The organism is Aliinostoc sp. HNIBRCY26, from assembly GCF_050235535.1.
GTDB lineage: Bacteria > Cyanobacteriota > Cyanobacteriia > Cyanobacteriales > Nostocaceae > Trichormus.
Window position 1 is genome coordinate 516,847 of sequence record NZ_CP189852.1, and the last position, 25,946, is coordinate 542,792.

The following is a 25,946-nucleotide window of genomic DNA, read 5'->3' on the forward strand; positions in this document are numbered from 1 at the left end:
GATATGACGACGCATAATTTGTCTACTTCAGTTATTTCTTTAGCACAATTTAATCAGACTCTTGGTTATTCTCTCTCCGAAACTGAATTTAACCAATGTCTGCAACAAGTGAAATTCATTAATCCCAAAGTGGGGAAATTTTGGCAAGGAACTGATGTAGAACCAGGTATTTATATAGTCATCAGTGGTAAAGTCCGTTTATTAAATGATGCTGGTGAATTAGTAACTTCTTTAGAAGCTGGCGCATCATTTGGAGAATTCACACTATTTCCAGAAGTGCGATTTCAACCTTACGCTGCTAGAGCCAGTGTGAATTTACAACTATGTTTTATTCCTGGTGAGATGCTATCACCATTGATGGTGAAGTATCCCCAAATTCGCGAACATCTGCGTAGTCTGGCACAAATTCGTCATTCCTTGATGGGAAACTGCGAGGATACCCCAGCAACGGAGACAGTGACATCTACAAATGATGAAGAAGAAGCAGCATCATTTGCTACACCAATCGTAGAACCGAAAGCACAAGCCAAGATTAGCAAAGCCTATTTTCCCACCCCTACCCAAAAAATCGGGCATTTATGGCAAAAAACCCTGCGTCGTTACCCATTCTATGCTCAACAAAGCGGTTCAGACTGTGGTGCAGCTTGTTTAGTGATGATTTCTCGTTACTGGGGGAAAAGATTTAGTGTTAACCGGATGCGGGATATCGCTAATGTAGACCGCAATGGCGCATCCTTACGGGGTTTATCGGTAGCGGCTGAAAGCATCGGCTTTTCTACTCGACCAGTGAAAGCCAGTTTAGATCAATTAGCTAAACAAAATTTACCTGCGATCGCGCACTGGGAAGGCAAACATTACATAGTTGTTTACGAAATTACTTCTAAGCACGTTATTGTCGCTGACCCTGCAATTGGACAAATCAGTTTAAGTCATCGAGAATTTAAAGCTAATTGGACAGGCTATGCACTGCTTTTGCAACCAACAGCAATGCTCAAAGATGCTAAAGAAAGTTCTACACCTTTTTGGCAATTCTTTGAGTTACTCAAACCATACTCTTTAGTAATGTTTGAGGTGCTTATAGCTTCTATATTTATTCAAATATTTGGGTTAATTACACCTTTATTTACCCAACTAATATTAGACAGAGTAGTTGTACAACGTTCAGAATTAACTCTCACCGCCGTCGGGGTAGGATTACTAATTTTTAGTCTATTCCGAGTCGCAATGATGGGGTTGAGGCAATATCTTCTTGATCACACAGCTAATAAGATAGATTTAGCATTAATCGTGGCATTTATTCGCCACACATTAAAACTTCCCTTAAATTTCTTTGAGTCGCGTTATGTAGGTGATATTCTCTCTCGCGTCCAAGAAAATCGCAAAATTCAACGCTTTTTATCTGGGGAAGCCTTATCAATTCTCTTAGATTTACTCACTGTCTTTATCTATGTAGGCTTGATGTGGTGGTACAGTTGGAAAATGGCATTGTTAGCACTAGTAATTGTGCCGCCTTTTGCAGCTTTAGCTTTAATTGCTACACCGTTTTTACAAAGAACTTCCAGAGAAATATTTAATGCGATCGCGCAAGAAAGTAGTTATCTCATTGAAGCGTTAACTGGTATCAGAACTGTCAAAGCTACAGCAGTTGAACAGACAGTACGTTGGCATTGGGAAGACTTATTAAATAAAGAAGTCAAAACTACTTTTTCTGGTCAAGTTATTAATAATCGTCTGCAAATCTTCAGTAACCTTATCCAAGGTGTAATGACTACTGCATTACTCTGGTTTGGTGCTTACTTAGTCATTCATGATCAATTAACCATTGGACAATTAGTAGCATTTAATATGCTCATGTCTAATATCATCACTCCCTTTCAACGCTTAACTGTACTGTGGAATCAATTACAAGAAGTCATCATTGCTGTAGAGCGAATTAATGATGTTTTAGATACAGAACCAGAAGAGAATTTAATTTACCAATCACGCCAAAGTTTACCCCAACTAAAAGGTCATATTAAATTTGATAACGTGACATTCCGTTATCACCCAGAAAGCGACAATAATATCTTAGAAAATCTCAGTTTTACCATCAAACCTGGTCAAATGGTTGCGCTAGTAGGGCGTAGTGGTTCCGGTAAAACTACCATTTCTAAATTAGTTTTAGGCTTATATCCTCCTACAGACGGCAAAGTTTTAATTGATGGTCAAGATATTACTAGTTTGTCGTTAACTTCCTTACGTCAACAAGTAGGCGTAGTTGATCAAGACACATTTTTATTTGGCGGCTCAATCCGAGAAAATATTAGTTTAGGACAACCTAGTGCAACTTTAAACGACATCATTGAAGCAGCTAAATTAGCTGGTGCTGATGAATTTATTAAAAAACTCCCAATGGGTTATGAAACTCAAATTGGTGAAGGTGGCGGATTATTATCTGGTGGACAAAGACAGCGCATCGCCATTGCTAGAGCCTTATTAGGTAATCCCCAGCTATTAGTTCTAGATGAAGCAACCTCTCACCTCGATACAGAATCAGAAAGAATTATTCAAAGAAACTTAAATACTATTCTCCGAGGAAGAACCACATTAGTTATTGCACACCGTTTATCTACAATTCGTCAAGCAGATTTAATTTTAGTGCTTGATAGAGGTGTGTTAATCGAGAGTGGTAATCATGAAGAATTAATGGCAAAACGAGGTCATTATTTCTATCTCAATCAGCAACAAATGCAAGGAATAGAGTAAAAATCAGGAATTTACTCTCAACTAACTGTAATTAATCCAGGGATAACCTTCACTTCAACATTATCAGTATTTAGCAACTAAGATGCCTAACACCACCCTATTAGATGAACAGGTAAATAATCCACCAACAGAAAATCAAATTGAGCCGGAAAATTTATCTACACAAACTGTAGAAAGTAACACTGATGACTGGTCTAATGCTACCAAGGAATTACTTGATAGCCTACCACAAGTTTGGACAAGAGGATTACTATATTTTCTAGTTATCTTTGTATCTATCATTATACCTTGGTCGATGTTATCCAAAGTTGATGAAACTGGTACTGGTAGAGGCAGGTTAGAACCTAAAGGTAAGACAGTTAGACTCGATACATCTGTTGTAGGAACTGTTGCAGAAATTCGCGTCAAAGAAGGTGAAGCAGTTAAAGCAGGTCAAACATTATTAACATTAGACTCTGAATTAACTAAGGCTGAACTTAGAGAAATTCAAGAAAAATTAGAAGGACAATTAAATCGTCTCTCACAGTTAAATTCCTCTAAAAATCAATTAGTTGTCGCGTTAGCTACTCAACAACAGCAAAATCAATCTCAAGAATTAGAAAAGCAGACTCAAATTGACCAAGCGCGCAGAAATCTTGATGCTTTGGTTAATGCTTATAATTTCCAGAAAGATGAAAAATTAGCACAAGTTAACCAAGCTAAACAAGCAATTGGTCATAGTCAAACGGCTAGTCTTTTAGTTGCTGGTAGTTTAGCCAGTACAGAAAGAGAAGTACAACGTTATAATAATCTTTACAAAGAAGGAATTGTTCCCGAAATTAATCTTGTAGAAAAGCAAGATATTGCCAAAGAAAAACAAAAGTTATATGAACAAAGCAAGTCTGATGTAGCACAGGCTAAGTTACGTCTATCAGAACAACAAAGTAGTTATGAACGCAGTATTCGCCAAGCCAAAGCAGAGATTGAACAAGCTCGTCTGCGTTTAACGGAACAAGAAAACAGCTATCAAACTTTAACTCGCTCTAGTAAGTTAGCTGTGCTGAAAATTGAAGAACAACAAAAGGCTTTAGATACAGATATTACTGCTCTCCAATCAGAAATATCCCAGACAAAACGACAAATTGAATCTTTACAAATCCAATTAGAACAACGTAATCTTAAAGCACCTGTAGACGGTATTCTCTTCCAATTACCAATTCAAAAAGCAGGTTCTGTTGTACAACCAGGTGCGATGGTAGCAGAAATTTCTCCCCAAGGTTCACCTTTAATTATTAGAGCGCAAATGGCGACTAATGAAAGTGGATTTTTGCGGACGGGATTACCAGTTAAGGTAAAATTTGATGCCTATCCTTTCCAAGATTATGGAATCGTTGAAGGAGAATTAGTAGAAATTTCACCTACTACATCAGAAATAGATACTCCCAATGGCAAAGTATCCGCATACAACTTAGAAATCGCCTTACAAAAAGATTGCATTCCTTCCGCTAATAAATGTATTCCCTTACGTCCTGGTGATACTGCAACGGCTGAAGTAATTATTCGTCAACGTCGTATTATTGATTTCCTACTTGATCCGTTTAAGAAATTACAGCAGGGAGGAGTCAAGCTTTAAATTTAGATTATTTAATATTGTCTGCATAACTTAGGAAAAGCAACATTTGAACGTGAAGTTTTAACTGATGATCTCATTTTAGGAACTTGATTATGTCACCAGCAATTACTATTACCAGTGAAGATATTATCTCTCAAATCAAAATATCTTTTAAAACTTCTGAAGTTATCGAAGATATTCTGAGCTTTAAAATCATCCAAAATGCCGCAGAACAAGCAGGTATTACAGTTAGTGATCAAGAATTACAGCAAGCAGCAGACCAATTGAGATTGAGCCAAAATCTTAAGAATGCTGATGATACTTGGGAATGGTTAAATAAAAATTACCTTTCTTTAGAAGATTTTGAAAAATTAGTTTATAAAAATACTCTATCTGGTAAATTAGCTGTCCATTTATTCGCCGATAAAATTGAACCTTACTTTTATGAACATCAGCTAGATTATGTCAGTGTAGTCTGCTATGAAGTTCTATTAGAAGATGAAGATTTAGCAATGGAACTTTTTTATGCTATTCAAGAAGGTGAAATGAGTTTCTTTGAAGTGGCTCATAAATATATTGAAAATAAAGATGTTCGGAGAAAGTTAGGTTATAAAGGTAAACTATATCGCAAAGATTTAAAACCAGAAATTTCTGCGGCTGTGTTTGCAGCCAAACCACCACAGTTACTTAAGCCAATTTTGACATCTAAAGGGGCGCATCTCATTTTAGTAGAAGAGGTTATCCAGCCGGAGCTAAATAATTTATTACGTCATAAAATAGCTACAGAGTTATTTAACGACTGGGTGAAGCAACAAATTGAACAATTAGATTTTACTACAGCCCTATAAATCAATCAGTTTCCAGTTAGCATCAATTGATCATCCCGGTTTCTTCAGGAAGCTGGGATTTTTGCCTTTAAACTGCTTTTATATTCAGTACAGTTTGCTTTTTTGTGGTTCTATATAAGGCTAGAATTTCTGGTTTGTGACGGAAGAAGAAGTTTGTAGTCAAGTCTCCTATAGGAATCCGCTTTGATTCGGTGAAATTGTTTGCGTGGTGCGTGTTTGCAAAGCGTCTCGCAGAGAAGCACAGCGCAAGCGAAATAGGGAGGAAACTTGCTGCTAACCCACTGCCAGTCCGTAAGCAAGCTACAAGTCAGAAAACCCGCCCACACGATTAACTCACTAACGTATCTGTTCAAAAATCAAGTATCGAGTCTTTATAAATCAATATTCTTCAGGTATAAATTATTAATTCTGATTTTTATATATAAATTTGATACGCCAAACTTGCTAAAGAGATTATTAGTTTATAAAATATCTTTCTTTTAACTGTATTGATGTACTAACCACAAAATATTGAACCCTAAGCTGATTAGTTAGCTTAGGGTTCAAAGTCTGAATTTTATTTAGCTAATCAAGCTCATTCCTATGAAAGTAGAGATGAGTATTTATGATTAGGGTTCAACGCAAATCAAAGTCCAACCGATAGTAACTCTCAAACCACCTAAAACATCATTGATTTCTTGTTCGCTGAGTTCATGAATGAAGCTATCTTCACCTTGGAAAAGTTCGCTACCAGCAGGGGTTAAGTTAGAAATTGTTACGTTAGCCATGATTGATTGTTCTCCTGAGTAAATTAGTGCTAATGTGGATTTAGATTATGAGCTATCTGATATTCTAGACAGATAGAAAAAATGCAATTTGGTTCGTGATGCTCATCTCTATGACAGTAGAGATGGGCATTGTCATTAGGACTCAACGCAAATTAAAGTCCAACCGATAGTAACTCTCAAACCACCTAAAACATCATTGATTTCTTGTTCGCTGAGTTCATGAATGAAGCTATCTTCACCTTGGAAAAGTTCGCTACCAGCAGGGGTTAAGTTAGAAATTGTTACGTTAGCCATGATTGTTGTTCTCCTGAGTAAATTAGTGCTAATGTGGATTTAGATTATGAGCTATCTGATATTCTAGACAGATAGAAAAAATGCAATTTGGTTCGTGATGCTCATCTCTATGACAGTAGAGATGGGCATTGTCATTAGGACTCAATACAAATCAAAGTCCAACCGATAGTAACTCTCAAACCACCCAAAACATCATTGATTTCTTGTTCGCTGAGTTCGTGAATGAAGCTATCTTCACCTTGGAAAAGTTCGCTACCAGCAGGGGTTAAGTTAGAAATTGTTACGTTAGCCATGATTGATTGTTCTCCTGAGTAAATTAGTGCTAATGTGGATTTAGATTATGAGCTATCTGATATTCTAGACAGATAGAAAAAATGCAATTTGGTTCGTGATGCTCATCTCTATGACAGTAGAGATGGGCATTGTCATTAGGACTCAATACAAATCAAAGTCCAACAGATAGTAACTCTCAAACCACCTAAAACATCATTGATTTCTTGTTCGCTGAGTTCATGAATGAAGCTATCTTCACCTTGGAAAAGTTCGCTACCAGCAGGGGTTAAGTTAGAAATTGTTACGTTAGCCATGATTGATTGTTCTCCTGAGTAAATTAGTGCTAATGTGGATTTAGATTATGAGCTATCTGATATTCTAGACAGATAGAAAAAATGCAATTTGGTTCGTGATGCTCATCTCTATGACAGTAGAGATGGGCATTGTCATTAGGACTCAACGCAAATCAAAGTCCAACAGATAGTAACTCTCAAACCACCTAAAACATCATTGATTTCTTGTTCGCTGAGTTCGTGAATGAAGCTATCTTCACCTTGGAAAAGTTCGCTACCAGCAGGGGTTAAGTTAGAAATTTTTACGTTAGTCATGATTGATTGTTCTCCTGAGTAAATTAGTGGGAAATTTGATTTTGGTGTTTAGTTTCGTTTGTCCCACATTTATATAATCTGTATCGCGACTAGCAATTATGTATTTTGCTTCCAATGAAATGGACAAAAGAAATACACTTTACAATATTTTTTTGATGACTTTAGGTAGTAAATAGAGTCTAAGGAATGCCGGAATAACAATGGTTTTGGCGGGATACAGAAATTCAAGTTAGCTACCGAGTCAGGTACACACAGAAGCGATCGCCTGATTTTCTTTCCCAAAATAAAATCTTTTTGTCTCTTTCTGTTAACTGTGTTTACCTCTTAGCAAAAAAATATCCGTTGTTTCTACGATGAGTAACAACGGATCAGACGTTTATTTGATTTTGGAAGTTTGGTATGAGATACCTTTTGACTTCTATTTCTTCTCGATGCGGGGGGGTTCGCGGAATGCGATCGCAAAGAAGAGAACACCAAGTGCTAGGGTCAAAATTAAAATGTATGCAACGCTTTCCATGTCAAAAGCTCCTTAAAGTTATGAGTGCTGTTAGCGGAAGCGCGGCGTTTAGCCGGTGCTGAGTGCTGAGTGCTGAGTTACAGAATTCACTCAGCACTCATTACTCATTACTCAGCACTAAAATTAGAGGGCTTCCTTCCGGCGGGTTGTCTTGTCACCCACTTTCTGGAATAGACCCCATTCGACTTGCTCTTCTAGATCCGCTTCTACACCTGCAAATACGTCACGGTAGATTGTCCGTGCGCCGTGCCAGATGTGACCGAAGAAGAACAACAGGGCAAATACAGCGTGTCCAAAGGTAAACCAACCTCTGGGAGATGTACGGAATACACCGTCAGAGTTCAAAGTTTCGCGGTCAAATTCAAAGATTTCGCCGCCTTGAGCTTTACGGGCATACTTCTTCACATCGACGGGATCTGTAAAGGTCTTACCATTCAAATCGCCACCGTAGAAGCTAACAGTTACACCAGTTTGCTCGAAGCTATACTTGGATTCTGCCCGACGGAAGGGGATGTCCGCACGGACAACGCCGTCAGCATCAGTCAGAATTACGGGGAAGGTTTCAAAGAAGTTTGGTAGACGACGTACAGTTAGTTCTCTACCTTCAGAGTCTGTGAATACAGCGTGACCTTGCCAAGATTGGGCAATACCATCACCTTTCACCATTGGCCCGGTACGGAATAAACCACCTTTAGCGGGGCTATTACCGACGTAATCGTAGAAAGCCAATTTCTCAGGAATTTGTGACCAAGCTTCAGAAAGGCTTGCGCCATCAGCCAAGCTAGTTTGTACGCGACGCTCAATTTCTTGGCGGAAGTAGCCTTGATCCCATTGATAACGGGTAGGGCCAAACAACTCAATGGGGGTGGTAGCGTTACCGTACCACATTGTGCCTGCAACGACGAAAGCCGCAAAGAATACTGCCGCAATACTGCTAGACAATACGGTTTCAATGTTACCCATCCGCAGAGCTTTGTAAAGCCTTTCGGGGGGTCTAACAGTGAGGTGGAATAAACCAGCAATGATACCAACTACACCGGCAGCAATGTGGTGAGCCACTACACCACCAGGGTTAAAGGGGTTAAACCCGGCTGGCCCCCATTCTGGTGCTACTGGCTGGACGCTACCAGTGACCCCAAAGGGATCGGAAATCCACATTCCAGGGCCAAACAGACCTGTTAAGTGGAAAGCACCAAAACCGAAACAGAGTAAACCAGATAAGAACAGGTGAATGCCAAACATTTTTGGCAAGTCAAGGGCGGGTTCACCAGTGCGGGGGTCTCTAAAGAGTTCCAAATCCCAGAAAACCCAGTGCCAAACGGCAGCTAGGAACAATAGACCAGAAAGGACTATATGAGCCGCAGCTACACCTTCAAATGACCAGAAACCAGGGTCAACAGATGAAGCACCAGTAACACTCCAACCGCCCCAAGAATCGGTTACACCTAACCGCGCCATGAAAGGTAGCACGAACATCCCTTGCCGCCACATGGGGTTGAGAACAGGATCACTGGGGTCATAAATAGCTAGTTCGTATAGTGCCATCGAACCAGCCCAGCCTGCCACCAGGGCTGTGTGCATCAAGTGTACAGAAATCAGCCGCCCTGGATCATTCAGAACGACTGTGTGTACTCGGTACCAGGGTAGTCCCATCGACTACGCTCCTCCTCGATGAGTTATGTTTACAAAACAATTTTCTTACTTAAGGTTCCAAGGTTGGAAGCCTAACCTCGGACTTCTCTGAGTTTTTTTATTGCCAGAGCCTGGGCTTTGCCACAGCGAAGCTTTTCAGCTAGATGTGACTCCTTTAGCAATGCTGACACACTTCGGAGAATTTATCCCAGAGGGTAGCGATCGCTAAGTAAAAATGAGAATGTTTTAAAAAGTGTAACTATTGATGGAACTGTTTGCAAGCCTGTCAATAGATGCGATCGTATACTCTGCAAGATTTATCTTGCCATGAATCGCCCTCAAAATATATTTGGATTATGTTTATAAAAATTTACATAAATTATTAATTGGGTATGGAGAATAGGGGATTGGGCATTGGGAATGGGGCATTGGGCATCGAATAATAATTACCTTGCTTACTTCTTACCCTTACACCCCTACACCCTTACACCCCTATACCCCTATCTAAACCACTGGCTGAATGTTTTGCAATTGACACTTAGCCTCAGCCGTTCCTAGACGTTCAATTACTTGTTCCGCCGTCATTAGTCGTTTGAGTACGACTTGACCAATGGTTTGACTGACAAGTCCTGGTGCTGTGGGTTTAACTTCTACAGTCAAGACTGCTTCTTCAATGCGATACAGCCACATCAATTCATCACTCTCCACTAAACAGATATTCAGACGTTGAATATCTGGTGGTCGTCGCCATGCAGTAATTTGCCAGAGTCCATCCGAAGCCCAAACTCTGCCAACAGTCCATCCCTCAGCCAGAAAAAAATACTTCACAGTTTTACTCTCACTTTTTCAACTTGATAATTTTGTTGTCTACAATCGGGACATCATCTTAGTTGATGATGTATAAAGACGACATTTACTTATCAAGCCATCATCGGAATTTTACGAGAAGTTTAATTGAGGATTAATCCCTGAAGAGAAATGATTACACAAGAAAAACTTGATTCACTGTACAAATTTATTCTTCGGGTAGATTTGGTTAACAAGATGCAATGATGGCTGGATAAATGTAACAACAAGTTAACACCAAATATTAACTATTACTGTTACTACAACAGCCTAATGAAGATATTCGTTGTAATCAATATGAATTACTTTATCTTGATGAAATATTTAATACAAAATGACGAATAGGAAATAGGGAATAGAAAAAAACTATTCCTAGCCCCAATGCCCAATGCCCAGTCCCCAATCCCCAGTCCCCAATCCCCAACACTGCCACACATATAGTATGATTACTGGCTAATTTTACAAATCTAAGTGCCATGACAGGGTTTACCATATTAGGGCGACGATGGGGTCGAGTGACAAGGTTTCTATCGTTGTTTTGTTTATGCTTATTGTTTGCGATCGCTTGTACACCAAGAGAACAGACAAATACTACACCTAGTAGTCCAGGAACTACAACGGCTGGGGATGGTCGGATCACTGTGGGAACGACAGCCAAGCCCAGAACTTTAGATCCGGCGGATGCCTATGAGTTGGCATCCTTGGGTTTAGTATTTAATATGAGCGATCGCCTCTACACTTACGAACCAGGAAGCACGGAAATCAAGCCACAATTGGCGACAGCTTTACCTAAAGCGAGTGCAGATGGTCTTACCTACACTATCCCTATCCGTCAAGGCGTTGTCTTTCACGACGGTACGCCCTTTAATGCTAAGGCGATGGAGTTTAGTATCAAGCGGTTTATTGAAAATAAGGGTAAACCATCTTTCTTGTTAGCAGATACAGTCAGTTCTGTGACCGCTACAGGAGATTATGAGTTAACCATCAAACTCAAAAAACCTTTTGCAGCTTTTCCTGCTTTGTTAGCCTTTTCTGGGGTGTGTGCTGTTTCACCTGGTGCTTATGAAATTGGTGCAGGGAAATTTAAACCAGACACTTTTGTGGGAACTGGCCCTTATAAATTGGCACAGTATGGTACAGATTCACTCCGTTTAGATATCTTTGATAAATATTGGGGAGAAAAACCGGCTAACCAAGGCGTTAACGTGCAAATTCAGACCAGTCCTGTGAATTTGTTTAACGCTTTCCGTACAGGCGCAGTTGATGTAGCTTACTTGTCATTACAGCCAGATCAAATTCGTAGCTTAGAAGAAGGCGGTAAAAAAGGAGATTGGCAAGCAATTACATCTCAGGGTAGTGTAGTTAGTTATTTAGTCTTAAATCGCAATCAAAAACCCTTAGATAAACCAGAAGTCAGACAGGCGATCGCTGCTATAATTGACCGTCCACTCTTAATGGAACGAGTTTTATATGGTCAAGCCGATCCGCTTTACAGCATGATTCCTACCACCTTCAATGTTTCTCAACCATTATTTAAAGATAAATACAGTGATGGTAATTTTGAGAAAGCCAGACAATTATTAACAGATGCTGGTTATTCCAAAGATAATCCGGTCAAAATTCCAGTTTGGTATCCTTCGAGTTCACCCACTCGCTCTTTAGCTGCACAAACACTAAAATCTTTAGTCGATACCAAAATGGACAACATAGTACAGTTGGAAGTTAACACCGTAGAAGGGGCAACTTTCTTTAAAGACATTTCCAAAGGTTTATATCCTGCTGCTTTACTAGATTGGTATCCAGATTTCTTAGATCCCGATAACTACGTACAACCGTTTTTAGCTTGTCAAAAAGGTTCAGATGCTAAAGGCTGTCAAGACGGTGGTAGCCAAACTCAGGGTTCGTTTTACTATAGCGAAACCATGAATAAATTAATTGACCAACAACGTAAAGAACAAAATCCTGAAGCACGGCGGAAAATTTTTGCACAAATCCAAACCCAAGTAGCTAGTGATGTACCTTACATTCCTTTATGGCAAAGTAAAGACTATGTATTTGCCCAAAAAGGTGTAAGTAACGTACAACTTGACCCCACCCAGAACTTGATTTACAAAACTATCAAGAAATAGTTATTAGTCATTAGTCATTGGTTATTAGTCATTAGTATTAGGATGAATTCTTTCGCAAAGACTGACTAATGCTACAGGAAAATCATAAGGTAGTACGCAAGAAGCCAAGAGGCTAAGTGATTAAAGCTTGAATATTGTCCTTATTGAGATTTAGATGATTAACTAATAACCATTGACTAATGACTAATGACTAATAACTATTGACTAATAATTAAAATGTCTAGATCAAAAGCCTTACAATACTACGTGGTTTCTCGGTTGCTCCTAGCACCACTCCAGTTATTAACTATCATTACCATCGTATTTTTATTACTTCGCGCTACCCCAGGAGATCCCGCCGATGCGATTTTGGGGGGACGCGCACCGGAAGCTGCTAAAGAAGAATTAAGAAAACAATTAGGTTTGGATTTACCTTTATGGCTACAGTACCTCAATTATTTGGGTAGTTTGCTGCGATTCGATTTAGGTACATCCTTAACCAGTCGAGGACAGCAAGTTTGGAATATTATCGGACAACATTTTCCCGCCACAGTAGAGTTAGCTGTCTGTAGTATGGCGGTGGCTCTGGTGGTTGGTATTTTGGTAGGAACACTTTCCGCTTCTCGTCCTGGAACATCCTTTGATCTGGGGGGACGATTATTTGGCATTGTTACCTACGCACTGCCCATGTTTTGGGCGGGAATGTTGTTACAGTTGATTTTTTCCGTACAACTGGGTTGGTTTCCCAACTCTAACCGCTTTCCACCCAATCTTGACCCTCCCTCATTAATTACGGGCTTGTATACTGTAGATAGCTTACTCAAAGGCAACTTTACTCAGTTTTTCGCATCTTTACACCATTTAGCCCTTCCCAGCATCACTTTAGGAATTTTATTAAGTGGCATTTTTGAGCGAATTGTCCGCGTGAACTTAAAACAAACTCTCCGCGCTGACTATGTAGAAGCAGCTAGAGCCAGAGGAGTTGCGGAAAATAAAATTTTAGTCTCCCATGCGTTGAAAAATGCCTTAATTCCCGTGATTACAGTGTTGGGTTTAACCTTTGCTTCCTTGTTAGGCGGAGCGATTTTAACTGAAGTGACATTTTCCTGGCCGGGGTTGGCGAATAGACTATATCAAGCAATATCCGATCGCGATTATCCCACAGTACAAGGTGTACTAGTATTTTTTGGTGCGATCGTTGTTGGCGCGAGTATTTTGATTGATATTCTCAATGCTTACGTTGATCCCAGAATCCGTTATTAAGCATAGCCAGCAAGTTTGTAGTCAGGACTTTAGTCCTTATTTATAGACTTAATTCCTGACTCAAAAATTGCTGATTTCACACTCTAGATACTGACTTCATCCACAAATATTTCTGCATATAAGTAGAGGTTAAAAATGTCATATAGTGCCTTTACTTTCAACAAAGTTAAAAAAGATTTCAACCTCACAGTTATTGAAAATCAAGATTTATTCTTGAATACTCCAACTGTTGCACCTACCGATTACCTCAACATTATCCTGGCAGAACATTTGCCTTTAGTAACAGCAATCAATACAGAAAAAGCTCGCTCAGAATTGGTTATTATGCCTGTTCTCATAGAAGTTAGGCGTTATTTAAAATATCAAGTTAGTATTTTTTCTGGGTCAGAATTTAATGTTGATGCTGATAAAGGTTTAGAAGGATGTTGTGATTTTATCTTGTGCAAATCCCAAGAACAATATGATATTACTGCTCCTGTGGTGACGATTGTGGAGGCTAAAAATGAAAGTATTAAATCTGGTTTAGGCCAGTGCATTGCTACAATGATTGCTTCTAAGTTGTTTAACCAACAACAGGAAAACCCCATTAATGAAATTTATGGTGTAGTAACTACAGGAACTGATTGGAAATTCTTAAAACTTTGTAATCATACTGTTTTTATTGATAAGCAGGATTACTTTATTAGGGAAGTAGATAAAATTCTTGGTATTGTTGCTCATACTCTCATATCTGCCCCAGTGAGTTATTAGTTGCCAGCGCAAGAAAATCTTTTACTTAGGAATGCAGACAACGCGAAAACCAACATTATTACTACGATAAAAAAATACATTTATTCAACTGTGATGAGTGTTGGGGAATCAAAGTCTACGCAATATCTTGGTAATCATATAGTTTACTTGATTAATTTAGGTTCTAGCTTTAGCGTTGAGGAACTCAATGACTAAAGTCATGACTACAAACTAATTAAGTATATTTTCTAAAGCTAAGTGGAAGATTGATTTTTACTAGGTTAACGTATATATTGCTTCCCATCTTTTGCCGCTAAAGTCATTGCTTACCAATGCGGTTTGATATTTTTACTATGTCTACCCAACCGATAATCGAAAGTATATACACCGATGGTGCTTGCACTGGTAATCCTGGCCCTGGTGGCTGGGGTGTTGTTGTCTATTTCAATGATGGTTCAGTTCATGAAATGGGTGATGCAGCCAGCCACACCACAAATAATAAAATGGAGATGCAGGCCGCGATCGCGGCTTTACAATTTCTCCAAGCTTCTGGACAGACTCAACCCATTACTCTCTATACCGATAGCGAATACTTGATTAACTGTGTTACTAAATGGGTGAAAGGGTGGAAGCGTAAAGGCTGGAAAAAAGCCGATGGCAATCCAGTCCAAAATCAAGACTTGTTAGAAACTCTTGATGGACTCAATACTAAACAAGTCAATTGGCACCATGTCCGGGGACATTCTGGTAACGTCGGTAACGAACGCTGTGATGTGATTGCTCGCAGTTTTGCCAGTGGTAAAACGCCTTCACTGAAGCGATTACTCACTGATCACACTCATAAATCTTTACCTGACAATAATGGAAATATCGTATCAAAAGTACATAATCATGTTACAACCTCTACAATAGTTCACAAAACTATACAAGAAATCGAACCTTCCGCAACATATACAACCACTATGGAACCATCTACCGCACAAGCTGCGGCTACAGTCGAAGAACAGCTGCCTGAACAAAGGGTTGAACAACTCCGTAACTTAGTTGAAACTCTACGTATTGCTGACGAAATTGCTGCTAAAGGCTACCTGATTACAAGTTCGGAATTGGCATACCTGATGGATGTCCATGCTAGTGCTGTCACTAGCCGAGGAGACCAATGGCGATGGCGAAATTGGATAGTTTCACGGGTAAGGCGTGAAGGAAATCAAATACTCTGGGAACTAGAACGAGGCGATCGCCTGGGAGGTGAAGAAGAGTAAGTTATGAGTGCTGAGTAATGAGTGCTGAGTAATGAGTGCGGAGGAGTAGATTTTTTAGTTAAAGATAGTGGGTGTCAGGTTGTAAGTGTTGATTCTTGAGTTTTTCTACGAAAACCATTCAATCTTCTTGACTCTAATCTCGACTCAGCACTCCCTACTCAACACCCCCTACTCAACACTCAAAACTCCCCACTCAGCACTCAGCACTCAGCACTCCCCACTAATTCCCGTACTTTCTCCCCCGCCATTCTTTGGGTTTACGTAATGCAGATAAGAAAATTCTCAACACAGCTAAAGGATCAGCAAAGGGAGAAAGCCAAAATAGCCAGCCAGCAGTAGCAGTGTTTCGATCATAGGAAGGTGCGATCGCTAGTAACATTGCAAAGCGAATGAATAATAAAAATAAATTCAATCCCAGTAAGCACTTTAAAGACCATGTTTCAGGTAAAGGTGACAGTAAGCTGACCAAAAAGTAACTCAACACAATGATTAAAGGTAAACCTTGAACTGCCGAAAGCAACCATAAGTCTCCCCAAATGTGCGATTGAGGTGAAGCATCTTTGAGGTCAAGACTACGCCCCCATTCTTTCCACGTTTCTAACGCTCCCTCATACATCCTGACTTTTAGCACCTTTGCGCCATCTAAAAAACCCACTTTAAAGCCTTGGGCGGCAATGTAACGTGCTAAAGTGACATCATCACAAAAGGAACTACTAGCACTGCTATAACCACCAACAGCAGCCAATACAGACCGACGGCATAAAAAACACTGTCCATTAGCCATGACTCTTTCCGGCTGTTCTGTAGTAATTCCGGCGGGGTCGAAGCGATAAAGTAGAGTCATTAATAATGCTGGTTGTAGCCAACATTCTCCAGGATACTTGAGGATAAACTGCGGTGAGAGCGAAACCAAATCATAACCTTGGGCTGTTGCTGTTTTCACTAAGCCAGCCACCAAACCAGGATGGGGTTGTGTGTCTGCATCCATCCCTAAGAACCATTCACTATCTTCTGAACTAGACAAAAAGCCGTTATGCAACGCCCACGGACGACCCACCCAATTTTTAGGTAAAGGATCATCATTCATGAGGCGAAAGCGGGGGTCTTGTTGCTGTGTAGCTTTTACTAGTTCGGGAGTCCCATCTTGGGATTTACTATCGACAACAATAATTTCTCGGACTTCGTAACTCTGACGACTCAAACCAGCCAATAAAGGACTAATTCGGAGGGCTTCATTCAGGGTAGGAATAACAACGCTGACACTGCCTAAAATTTCTGATGTAGGCTGTTGGGGTTGAATGGGGGGATTGCGTCTTGGCCCCTTAAGTAGACGCGAAAGCAGTATCGCTGTCGCAGGTAATTGGATGAGTAGGAAAAATAGCGATATCGCGCTTTCTACTATTAAAGCGTTGTCCACGGTAAAAATATTGTGCAGTTGAAATCTTGAATATACTTTTGCATGGGGAATTGGGCATGGGGAATTGGGTATGGGGAATAGAATGTTTTCTTTCACTTCCCTTATCCCTCATTCGGGGTTTGTCAGTCGCTGATGGGGAAACCCCTATTTTGCGAACTGACTCACCAGTTCCCAGTCCCTCATCTCATTTTTTTACTTCAGGGCAACTTTGACACTAGCCACAGAAACCTCAGTAGCTGCTGGTTCAACAGCAATTGGGGATGGGGAAACTGTAGCTTTCCACCATAGCAGGATTGCTGGGGCTACGCCTGAGACTAAACCTAGTAACACAGGTACAGAAAACCCAGCTGCTAAACTCATGACAGTTGCAAAACCAAAGTTACCTAAATAGATTGCTAGGGGTAAATTTAGCTGCGATCGCTCAAATTTAATGGGCTGATTTCTCCACAACAATGCAGCTACAGTCATAAACACTGAACCTGTACCCATCCAACCTGCAAAGTTTTGATAAGGCATCCCAAAAAATGCACCTGGTTGCTGCCAATACCAAAAAGGCAGAGATGTTTGGCTCATTGCTGGATCAAGCACAAAATCCCAGGATGTAAGTAACAACGCACCTAAAACAACTGCACCGATATGGCGTAACAAACTCGGCTTTTTATCAACTGCTAAACCAGCACGTCCTAACAGATAGGCAGAACAACCCACATAAAACCATGACAAGGGAATGGTAAATGGAACTAAACCAGCAATTTTATAACCCAAGCCACTTAAGTAACTGTAGTGACCAAAAGGAAAACCTGTGCTTGTTCCTAAAAGTTCACTGGTTAAGGAAATTAACACCGCAGGCAGCATAAATCCCAAGGTACGGCCTAAACCCAATGTCCGTAAGGAATACAAAAATACCGCAGCCGCCCCTAAAATCATGTAGACTACTCCACCTCCAGCCATACTCCATTGCATGGCTGTTTGTCCTATCTCAGATAGATGAAGAATGACTTCGGCATTCGGTATAACTAGTAGTATCCCTACCAATCCAAACACCATTGACACAATGTGACCAATAAGGGACACGCGCTCAAAGACAACAAGCTGTTTCATGATCATTCCTTAAATCAAGATGTGATACTCGGCTACTCTGCTGCTATCAGTTTACAAATGTTTACGAAAATATTTAACTAGTTTTGCCTGTAATTCTCTGCAAAAGTTTGTTGAACTTTTTTGCCAGAGAATGAAAATCTATGGGTTGCATCTAGAATAAATGGGATGATAAGGTTATAGTCTAAGCTATTAACGCCACAATGTGTCCAGATAAACTAGCTTTTGTCTAGTAAAATCTGCTGAACAATAATCTCCCAGTTGGGGGGTTGCAAACATAATTTTAGGTTCAAAGCTGCTCATCACCAAAAACGCTTTGAATGTGAGTGATTTATGACCTAGATCACAATGATTTCAGTAAGGCAAGGCTAAATTTGTAACAAGTAAATTAGATATTCACCAATCCATGCTGATTGTAAAGAGAATTCCTTGGATAACTTTGGGTCTACTAATACTTACCTATGGTACGTTGGGTTGGTCTTTATCTGAAGCACAAGCCCCCTGGTTTGTCTGGTTGGTGCTGGTGCTGAGTTTGTTACTTTTAGTGGGAACCTTAACAGCTCCCTATTCAACTTTAGCTAAATACTCAGTTGTGCTACTCGGTTCCAACACCAAGACTTTTGTGGCTGCTGTGTTGGGAGCATTTTTGTTTTTTATGATGCTGGCGTGGTTTCGGATATTCCTTGACACCTTATTGATTGTTGCGTCGGCAATATTAGCCAGAATCGACTTTCAATCAGCAGGATTTAGAGAAGGGCTAGCTTTTGTAGTTACCTGTGTTTTTTCAGTTACAGGCGTGGGTTTAGGTGCGTTTGCTTACACAGCCATTACACAGAAAGTCTGGTTTTAAAAACACTGCTCAAAAAGTTTTAGTAGTTGGGCATTTCTGCCCAACTAAAAAATTTAGCTAGCGACTGCTTCAGTGGCAACGGGTGGATAAACGCTGACTTTTTTACTTGATTTACCCTTTCTTTCAAAGGTAACTACACCGTCAACCAAAGCAAATAGAGTATCATCTTTGCCAATCCCAACGTTGTTACCAGGATGGAACTTAGTACCACGTTGACGCACGAGAATATTTCCTGCACGTACAACTTGACCACCGAAACGCTTTACGCCTAGCCGTTGAGCATTAGAATCACGACCGTTACGTGTACTACCTGTTCCCTTCTTATGAGCCATAATTTCCTTTTGTTATTGCTTCTTCTTTGACTATTATTCAGCAGCAGGTTCAGCAGTTGCTGTAGCTGGAGCAGTTAAGACTGTACCGTTAATGGTAATGGAATCAATCATTAGTCTCGTAATTTCCTGGCGATGCCCCCGTTTTTTGCGGGTTTTCTTTTTCGGCTTCATTTTGTAAACCAGAACTTTGCGACCTCTCAAGTGGCGCATGACTGTACCTTCTACAGTTGCACCTGAGACTAAGGGTTGTCCGATGTCGATTCCGCCGTCATGCTGTACTAGCAAAACTGCATCTATTGTAACTTTTTCATTTGGCTCGACAGCGAGCAGTTCAATATCGTAAAAACGGCCTGGCTCAACTCTGAGTTGTTTACCGCCAGTTTCAATAATTGCGTAGGTCATGAAATTGTCCTTGAGGTTGCCGTACAGGTAGCTGACGGTAAAATTTTTTGTCAGCTTTTGCATGGTGTCTACCTGATCCGAGCAGGAATAAGACAGACAATCTAAAATCATATGCGATTTAGCAATATTTGGTCAACTATTTGCTGATAGATATTGTCTGTGGTGTCTGAGAAAATTCCAATATAGAGAATTTATGGAAGAATTTCCCCAAAATTTACGAAATCCTCAAAAAGCTAGATGTAGTTATTACTGACACAGAACAGCACCAACAAATCTGAGCCAAGGATTACCCTGACTCAGATTTTCTCTTTATTGGAAAAAATTAGGTTAAAAACCTCGCCCCTAGTGGGCGAAAAAATCCTTGTCTCCCAAGGTAGGTAGAAACCCCACCCCTTGTGGGTGGCTGTCTTTAATTTTGAATTTTGAATTTTGAATTTTGAATTGATTCATGCAACTTAAATGCTGATTAGCTTAGAATCAGATACGCTTGATGGAGAAGAGGTGAATTGACAGGGCAAGTCGTAGATACCACATCAAAATTAATGGCATTTTAAAACTAGCCTATGAAAAGAATTGACGTTGAAAACAGAACTATTTTAATCGGTTTAGCTGGTAGCCACGGCTATGGCTTAAACCGTCCTGAATCTGATTTTGATTTTCGGGGTGTGTTTATTGCACCTAAAAAGTATTATTTGGGATTTGACAAGGTTGAACAAATAGATGCCGGTTGGGATGAACCTGGGATTTTCCCTTTTATCGATGGCAATAAAGATACAGTTATTTATGAATTGAGAAAGGTTTTGCAATTATTAGCTGGGGCAAATCCCAATGTTTTAGAATTACTGTGGTTGCCTAATTATCCTGTTTTAACTGATGTTGGTCAGCATTTAATTAAGCATAGAAAAATATTTTTAAGTAAGAAAGTTAAGCATACTTATTCTGGTTATGCTTTTGCTCAAATCAAAAAGATGGAAACCCATCGTAAGTGGTTATTACATCCGCCACAAAAAAAGCCTCTACCATCTGATTTTGGCATCGAAAATGAAGAACCTTTAATTAAAGATGAATTAAACGCTTTTCTGGAGTATCTTTATATCTTAATTAGAGGCAGAATCGAATTTTTAGAAGAGGCTGAACAATTATATAAGTTACTGACGGCTGATGTTGATTTTAAAGGTGTTTTGAAACAGTACACCTTACCTGACGAAGTTTTGGAGTATACGCAAAAATTAACTAATAGCCGGGGCGACTTTATTCGCCTGTTACAAAAGAGTCAAAGTTACCAAGTAGCTTTGAGGGAATGGAAAGCTTATATATCATGGCAAGAAAATCGCAATCCTGCTAGGGCAGAAATGGAACGAAAGTCAGGTTTTGACTTAAAACATGGAATGCACTGCATTAGACTACTACGCAGTGGGTTAGAAATATTGCAGACAGGTAGAGTAATTGTTGATAGGAGAGTAGCGGGTGATGTTGATGATTTAAAAGCTATTCTCAAGGGTGCATATTCTTATGAACAAGTGATGCAAATGGCAAATGATTTAGTGGCTCAAATGGATTCTGTATATGAAAAATCTACCTTACCGCATCACCCAAATTTAGAAAAGATTAGCGATTTGTGTATGGAATTAGTGGAAATGCAAGGGTGGTAATTGGGCATTGGGGATGGGGAAAAGAAATGCTCAATCATGTTTGCTTTTAATCAAATCAAGGGTGTTGAGTGTGTCAGCAAGACCATAAAAGCTAATGAGGAGTAAGATGATTGCTGCTAGTTGGGTGACTTTGGTTTGGGGCGAAGGTGCGATCGCTTCTCGCACTAAAATAGACATAGCAGCCCCTACTGACAAACTTAAACACAAGATAAAATAGGGTTTGTCTGGTGTAATCATCGCAACTGTCAACATGGCGATCGCTAACGTCAGCATGATTAACTCTACTAAACTAGGGGGGTTATATTGGCTAGCTACAATGAAACTGTTCAACCAAAATCGCCAAATTCTCATAGTGAGTGATGAGTGCTGAGTGATGAGTACACAGTAATTAGTAATTTCTACAGTTATTTTTTGCTGTTTCAGTAATTTTGCGTTTTGTGACTCATAAATCAATACGGTTCAGTTAAGATGGTGAGAGTTGATTTCTCAATTTTTGCTCTGCCTATTAGACAATGAGCAAGATTTGGGGGATTCTCCCCCAAGCCCCCGATTGGGGGACGGTTGCGTCCCCCAAACCCCCTCCAAAATCATTTTTTCGTTTTTTGTTGAGTGATCATTTGCTGGCTTGGTTGAAATTTATTTTTCTTATCTGAACCGTATTGACTCATAAATGATGAGTGCTTTTAGCGGAAGCGGGGCGTTTAGTCGGTGATGAGTCGTAAATTTTGTGTAAACAGTAATTTCTACAGCAATTTTTCGCTGTTTCAGTAATGTTGTTTCTTGTAACTTATGAATGATACCGAATTGGGATAAGTAGTATTCTTACGAGATTCTGGAATAGGCTAAGAATGTAGGTTTGTAATCCAAAATTCAAAACTTGTACTGAGCAGTTCAACAGGCTCACTGTATCACTTGTCGTTCGCGGAGCGTCTCGAAGAGAAGTATCCAAAATCCAAAATCCAAAATCCAAAATTAATATGAGGGTTGAACATTGTTCAACCCCTACAAAAACATTTGTATGTTGGTGTTGGTATCGTCAACGGCAAATGACTATCTAACACCTGTCTTCATTTGACCTGTGCCATTTCTTTGGTTTGTGTCATTTTCGGTAATTTCTACACCAAAAACGCGACCAAAAGTTTTTTCTACTTTATAGCCAGAATCAATTGATTCTAAGGGGTCTTTCCGCAGACGGTGACGCAGACATAAAGTGATGACACGGCGGATATCATCAACTGTAACTTCGCTGCGACCTTCAAAAGCGGTTAATGCTTTAGCAGCGCGGTTGGTGACAATATCACCACGTAAACCGTCAACATCTAATTCTGAACAGACCTCTGAGATTTTTACCCGTAGGTCATAGTCTAGTTTGACTTCTGGTAGCAGCTTTTGGGCGTTAACGATTTTTTCTTGCAGAGATTCTTGCTCTGTTTTGTATTTTTCGAGAAATCCTGGTGGATTTTGGTCAAATTCTGACCTTTGCTCGACGATTTGCACCCTTAAGGCTGGTTCTTTAACGGTGTGAATTTCAGCGTGCATTCCAAATCGGTCAAGCAATTGGGGACGCAGTTCGCCTTCTTCTGGGTTTCCTGAACCTACTAGTACAAATCTAGCTGGGTGACGGATGGAAATACCTTCCCGTTCTACGGTGTTCCAACCGCTAGCGGCAGAATCGAGAAGTACGTCTACAAGGTGGTCATCTAGTAAGTTGACTTCATCAACGTAAAGAATACCCCGGTTGGCTTTGGCTAACAGTCCAGGTTCAAAGGCTTTCACACCTTCCGATAAAGCTTTTTCGATGTCGATAGTACCACAAACGCGGTCTTCTGTAGCTCCCAGAGGGAGGTCTACCATTTGCACTTTCTTTAGTTCAACGGGAATTTCAGACCCTTGGTCAACCTGCTGGCGGACTTCATCGCTCATCAGGTCAGGGTCGCGGGGGTCGCTGTTGAAGGGGTCATTGGCGACTACGGAGATTTCTGGCAAGAGGTCAGCCAACGCCCGGATAGTTGTGGATTTACCTGTACCGCGATCGCCCATAATCATTACACCACCGATTTTGGGATCAATCACGTTCAACAGTAGTGCCAGTTTCATTTCTTCCTGGCCTACAATTGCCGTAAATGGAAACACCACGCGACGCGCACTTGCCGTGGATTGAGCAGTTGGAGTCACTAAATTACCTTAATAATATCTTTCTTATTACAGTTCTTTATTGTGCCACAGTTGGGGGTTGGGAAATTATTAAAAAAAGGCGTGTATGAGAGGTTTCATTCCAATGCCCCATACCCAATATTAAAACATCCGTCGCCGTTGGCGTTGACGCTTCTTTTCTAGTTGGGGTCTGTGTAGGGGTACAACTTCGGCTTCACTGCTTTCTCTAGCTACTCGAATGAGTATGGCTGCACCTATCAAGCTAGCAATCATGGAGTTACCACCATAGCTAAACATAGGCAAGGGTAAACCTGTTGTGGGTAATGCACCTGTAGCTACGGCAATATGGAGCAGTGATTGTCCTACCATCACGGTGGTGATACCCATTGCTACTAAACGGTGAATGGGGTTTTTTGCTTTCAGTGCTACCATTAAGCCGAGGGTGGCGAATGCAGCTAACATCAGTAACAGGACAATACTGCCAACAAAGCCAAACTCCTCGGCGAAGATTGCAAAAATAAAATCTGTGTCCTGAATTGGCAGATAAAATAACTTCTGTTGGGACATTCCAAAGCCTGCGCCCCAGGTTTTACCAGATCCTACGGCTAAAAGACTCTGTACTAATTGATAGCCGTCTCCGGTAGCATCTGCCCAAGGGTTGAGGAATGACATTACGCGCTTGCGTTGGTATTCTTTAATGCTGATACTGAGTATTCCTAATGCAAACCCACCGATGGCTGTACCTGCTAAATATTTGTAAGGTACACCACCAGCTAGTGCTATCAGCCAGATAGTAATTCCACAAAGGGCTGCTGTACTTAAGTTGGGCTGGGCAAGAATTCCTAAAATTACTAAGCCAAAAATAGCTAGCCAAGTTAAACGAACACGCCAGGCTAATTTTTCCCATTGTCCGAACAGTCGCGCACTTTGTAGCACTAAAAAGGGTTTAATTAATTCGGAAGGTTGAATGGGAATTGGCCCTAAAGCTATCCAACGGGCTGCATCAAAGGCTTTTTTTCCCAAACCGGGAACTAAAGTCACAAAAATTAATAATAAAAATATTCCTAAAAACCAATGGGACGCACCTAAAATTTTCTGTAAAGGTCGGTTCACAATGAAGTTGAATGCAAACAGCGAGGCGAGTACCCAAAGGATTTGTCGCTTAAAGTAATATAGTCCATCACCTTGGCGAACATCAGCCACTACATAGGATGCTGAAAAGAGGATAATCAAACCGACAAATAACCAAATAAATGTCAACCAACGCAACAACCGCGCCTCTAATGCCCAGTTGGAGACAGAATCATCAAAAATTGGAATCAGGTTGCGTAGATTCACGATGCAGTTATATGTAAATGGTAAGGAGTTGTTAAAGCAATTCGCAATTCGGGGATTTCAACCCCTAAATCTTTGTTGAAAGTTAGGAATTACACTCATAACTTATAACTCAAAATTAGCAATGTGATGCACTGCGGCGATCGCGCCATTGATGTAATTTGGGATTAACTGGCTGTCTGTGACTGTATTGAGGATTTGTTTGACTGTAAAGAGTGCATCGGGGATGTTACGCACCTGGTAAACTTTGCTGGCTCTTTTTTGTTGGCGATCGTACAGTCTTGGTAGTGGTAGTGCTACTAAAGGTACACCCACAGAGGCACATTCGTAAACTGTGTTATATCCAGCACTGCCAACAACTATATCAGCTGCGGCAAAACATTCGATTCCTGGATGGTGAAACAACCAGAAATCCCGTAAATCTTCGCTAGGACAGTAAGGGGATAAAATTCTGACAGCGCACTCAGGGAAGGCTTTGTGTAGTTGTAGAGTGAGTTGAGTAAATAAGGATAACTCTGAGATTTGCCCAGCCGCACAAACTAGGATAATTTTACGACTATCATCGACTTTGAGGATCTGCGATCGCACAATTTTTCTATCCGGTAATTCCTCTGGGTGGCGAATTAACCAAGGTGCTGTGTGTATTACTCCTGGTAAATCTCCTAAAGGTAAATCTTTTCCTTCCCCTGGGATAATTACCGCCTGAAAATTTTCAGTGACAAATGAACGTAAATTTTTAACTTCTACATATCGAGGATTTATATCTCGATGAATCAAGATTTTTGGTATGTTATGTATTTGCGGTAATATTTCCGCTAATTCACCACCTAATCCTCTAGGAAATGTATCAATAATTAGGCAATCATATTTAGTAGTATTAGTATTAAAAATTTCTCGGACTTTTAAACAGGTTGCAGCAAAACTGTCACTATCAGAAATCTGATGTAATAAGCAACCTTCCTTACTGATGTACTGTGCATAGGGACTATTAGTAATAATTTCTATTCTTCTTTGGTTAACAGCAATTCTACCCAAAGACAAAGCGCGATTAATATGTCCCCAACCACCACCAAGAGCGTAAATTAACCAAGTTTTAGTCAAGAGTCAATAGTCAATAGTCATTAGTAATTAGTCATTAGTCATTAGTCATTGGGCATTGAGGATGTAGATATATTCTCCCTTGTCTTCCTCGTCTACCTTGTCTTCCTTGTCCCCAGTCCCCA

Annotated in this window: 25 protein-coding genes; 9 read left to right on the top strand and 16 right to left on the bottom strand. The window is 40.3% G+C overall.

What is annotated here, in order from left to right; translation table 11 throughout:
• Nucleotides 1-3 precede the first annotated feature (3 nt).
• The 3 genes from ACQFX9_RS02140 to ACQFX9_RS02150 all read left to right on the top strand — a co-directional run bounded on the left by ACQFX9_RS02140 (nt 4) and on the right by ACQFX9_RS02150 (nt 5,184).
• The gene (locus tag ACQFX9_RS02140; RefSeq protein WP_427160498.1) at nt 4-2,745 is read left to right on the top strand and encodes a peptidase domain-containing ABC transporter; all 2,742 of its coding nucleotides are present in this window, start codon (nt 4-6) and stop codon (nt 2,743-2,745) included.
• Between the two features lie 82 nt (nt 2,746-2,827).
• The gene (locus ACQFX9_RS02145) at nt 2,828-4,357 is read left to right on the top strand and encodes an HlyD family efflux transporter periplasmic adaptor subunit (RefSeq protein WP_427160499.1); all 1,530 of its coding nucleotides are present in this window, start codon (nt 2,828-2,830) and stop codon (nt 4,355-4,357) included.
• 92 nt (nt 4,358-4,449) lie between these two features.
• The gene (locus tag ACQFX9_RS02150) at nt 4,450-5,184 is read left to right on the top strand and encodes a peptidylprolyl isomerase (RefSeq protein WP_427160500.1); all 735 of its coding nucleotides are present in this window, start codon (nt 4,450-4,452) and stop codon (nt 5,182-5,184) included.
• Between the two features lie 608 nt (nt 5,185-5,792).
• On the opposite strand, the gene ACQFX9_RS02155 is transcribed toward ACQFX9_RS02150, so the two are convergent.
• The 8 genes from ACQFX9_RS02155 to ACQFX9_RS02190 form a co-directional block, all read right to left on the bottom strand.
• Nucleotides 5,793-5,951: a hypothetical protein gene (locus ACQFX9_RS02155; protein ID WP_427160501.1), complete on the bottom strand. Its 159-nt coding sequence runs from the start codon at nt 5,949-5,951 to the stop codon at nt 5,793-5,795.
• 135 nt (nt 5,952-6,086) lie between these two features.
• Nucleotides 6,087-6,245: a hypothetical protein gene (locus ACQFX9_RS02160; RefSeq protein ID WP_427160502.1), complete on the bottom strand. Its 159-nt coding sequence runs from the start codon at nt 6,243-6,245 to the stop codon at nt 6,087-6,089.
• Between the two features lie 134 nt (nt 6,246-6,379).
• Nucleotides 6,380-6,538: a hypothetical protein gene (locus ACQFX9_RS02165; protein ID WP_427160503.1), complete on the bottom strand. Its 159-nt coding sequence runs from the start codon at nt 6,536-6,538 to the stop codon at nt 6,380-6,382.
• 135 nt (nt 6,539-6,673) lie between these two features.
• Nucleotides 6,674-6,832 (bottom strand): hypothetical protein, encoded by a 159-nt coding sequence (locus ACQFX9_RS02170; RefSeq protein WP_427160504.1) that lies wholly within the window; start codon nt 6,830-6,832, stop codon nt 6,674-6,676.
• A gap of 135 nt (nt 6,833-6,967) precedes the next feature.
• Complete coding sequence (locus tag ACQFX9_RS02175) at nt 6,968-7,126, bottom strand: hypothetical protein (protein ID WP_427160505.1); 159 nt, start codon at nt 7,124-7,126, stop codon at nt 6,968-6,970.
• Between the two features lie 418 nt (nt 7,127-7,544).
• Nucleotides 7,545-7,643 carry a photosystem II reaction center protein T gene (locus ACQFX9_RS02180; RefSeq protein WP_427160506.1) on the bottom strand — a complete coding sequence of 33 codons (99 nt, stop codon included), beginning with the start codon at nt 7,641-7,643 and terminating at the stop codon, nt 7,545-7,547.
• Nucleotides 7,644-7,766: 123 nt separating this feature from the next.
• The gene (gene psbB / locus ACQFX9_RS02185; protein ID WP_236143782.1) at nt 7,767-9,296 is read right to left on the bottom strand and encodes a photosystem II chlorophyll-binding protein CP47; all 1,530 of its coding nucleotides are present in this window, start codon (nt 9,294-9,296) and stop codon (nt 7,767-7,769) included.
• 483 nt (nt 9,297-9,779) lie between these two features.
• Nucleotides 9,780-10,103, bottom strand: a complete 324-nt coding sequence (locus tag ACQFX9_RS02190) for a hypothetical protein (RefSeq protein ID WP_427160507.1) — start codon at nt 10,101-10,103, stop codon at nt 9,780-9,782.
• Nucleotides 10,104-10,597: 494 nt separating this feature from the next.
• Between ACQFX9_RS02190 and ACQFX9_RS02195 the strand changes: the two genes are divergently transcribed.
• The 4 genes from ACQFX9_RS02195 to rnhA all read left to right on the top strand — a co-directional run bounded on the left by ACQFX9_RS02195 (nt 10,598) and on the right by rnhA (nt 15,483).
• A complete protein-coding gene (locus ACQFX9_RS02195) occupies nt 10,598-12,250 on the top strand; it encodes an ABC transporter substrate-binding protein (RefSeq protein ID WP_427160508.1) in 1,653 nt (550 codons plus the stop codon).
• A 216-nt stretch (nt 12,251-12,466) separates the two neighbouring features.
• Nucleotides 12,467-13,492 carry an ABC transporter permease gene (locus ACQFX9_RS02200; protein WP_427160509.1) on the top strand — a complete coding sequence of 342 codons (1,026 nt, stop codon included), beginning with the start codon at nt 12,467-12,469 and terminating at the stop codon, nt 13,490-13,492.
• A gap of 135 nt (nt 13,493-13,627) precedes the next feature.
• On the top strand, nt 13,628-14,242 hold the full coding sequence (locus tag ACQFX9_RS02205) for a hypothetical protein (protein WP_427160510.1): 615 nt from the start codon (nt 13,628-13,630) through the stop codon (nt 14,240-14,242).
• 332 nt (nt 14,243-14,574) lie between these two features.
• Entirely contained in the window at nt 14,575-15,483 is a 909-nt protein-coding gene (gene rnhA, locus ACQFX9_RS02210) for a ribonuclease HI (RefSeq protein ID WP_427162772.1), read from the top strand.
• 220 nt (nt 15,484-15,703) lie between these two features.
• On the opposite strand, the gene cruG is transcribed toward rnhA, so the two are convergent.
• On the bottom strand, nt 15,704-16,900 hold the full coding sequence (cruG, locus tag ACQFX9_RS02215; protein ID WP_427160511.1) for a 2'-O-glycosyltransferase CruG: 1,197 nt from the start codon (nt 16,898-16,900) through the stop codon (nt 15,704-15,706).
• Between the two features lie 192 nt (nt 16,901-17,092).
• Nucleotides 17,093-18,001 carry a gamma-carotene 1'-hydroxylase CruF gene (cruF, locus tag ACQFX9_RS02220; protein ID WP_427160512.1) on the bottom strand — a complete coding sequence of 303 codons (909 nt, stop codon included), beginning with the start codon at nt 17,999-18,001 and terminating at the stop codon, nt 17,093-17,095.
• Nucleotides 18,002-18,404: 403 nt separating this feature from the next.
• Here cruF and ACQFX9_RS02225 point away from each other — a divergent pair, with 403 nt between their 5' ends.
• Nucleotides 18,405-18,848, top strand: a complete 444-nt coding sequence (locus ACQFX9_RS02225; protein WP_427160513.1) for a hypothetical protein — start codon at nt 18,405-18,407, stop codon at nt 18,846-18,848.
• A gap of 53 nt (nt 18,849-18,901) precedes the next feature.
• Here ACQFX9_RS02225 and rpmA read toward each other — a convergent pair whose 3' ends face one another.
• On the bottom strand, nt 18,902-19,180 hold the full coding sequence (gene rpmA / locus ACQFX9_RS02230) for a 50S ribosomal protein L27 (RefSeq protein ID WP_103135513.1): 279 nt from the start codon (nt 19,178-19,180) through the stop codon (nt 18,902-18,904).
• 33 nt (nt 19,181-19,213) lie between these two features.
• Complete coding sequence (gene rplU / locus ACQFX9_RS02235; protein WP_236143791.1) at nt 19,214-19,582, bottom strand: 50S ribosomal protein L21; 369 nt, start codon at nt 19,580-19,582, stop codon at nt 19,214-19,216.
• Nucleotides 19,583-20,145: 563 nt separating this feature from the next.
• Between rplU and ACQFX9_RS02240 the strand changes: the two genes are divergently transcribed.
• A complete protein-coding gene (locus ACQFX9_RS02240; RefSeq protein ID WP_427160514.1) occupies nt 20,146-21,234 on the top strand; it encodes a nucleotidyltransferase domain-containing protein in 1,089 nt (362 codons plus the stop codon).
• 30 nt (nt 21,235-21,264) lie between these two features.
• Here the strand turns inward: ACQFX9_RS02240 and ACQFX9_RS02245 are convergent, their stop codons facing one another.
• From ACQFX9_RS02245 to ACQFX9_RS02260, 4 genes are all read right to left on the bottom strand, one after another.
• On the bottom strand, nt 21,265-21,585 hold the full coding sequence (locus tag ACQFX9_RS02245) for a hypothetical protein (protein ID WP_427160515.1): 321 nt from the start codon (nt 21,583-21,585) through the stop codon (nt 21,265-21,267).
• Nucleotides 21,586-22,284: 699 nt separating this feature from the next.
• Nucleotides 22,285-23,409 (bottom strand): magnesium chelatase ATPase subunit I, encoded by a 1,125-nt coding sequence (gene bchI / locus ACQFX9_RS02250; RefSeq protein ID WP_427160516.1) that lies wholly within the window; start codon nt 23,407-23,409, stop codon nt 22,285-22,287.
• Nucleotides 23,410-23,529: 120 nt separating this feature from the next.
• On the bottom strand, nt 23,530-24,726 hold the full coding sequence (locus ACQFX9_RS02255; RefSeq protein ID WP_427160517.1) for an FtsW/RodA/SpoVE family cell cycle protein: 1,197 nt from the start codon (nt 24,724-24,726) through the stop codon (nt 23,530-23,532).
• 102 nt (nt 24,727-24,828) lie between these two features.
• Nucleotides 24,829-25,824 (bottom strand): glycosyltransferase, encoded by a 996-nt coding sequence (locus tag ACQFX9_RS02260; protein ID WP_427160518.1) that lies wholly within the window; start codon nt 25,822-25,824, stop codon nt 24,829-24,831.
• Nucleotides 25,825-25,946: the final 122 nt, after the last annotated feature.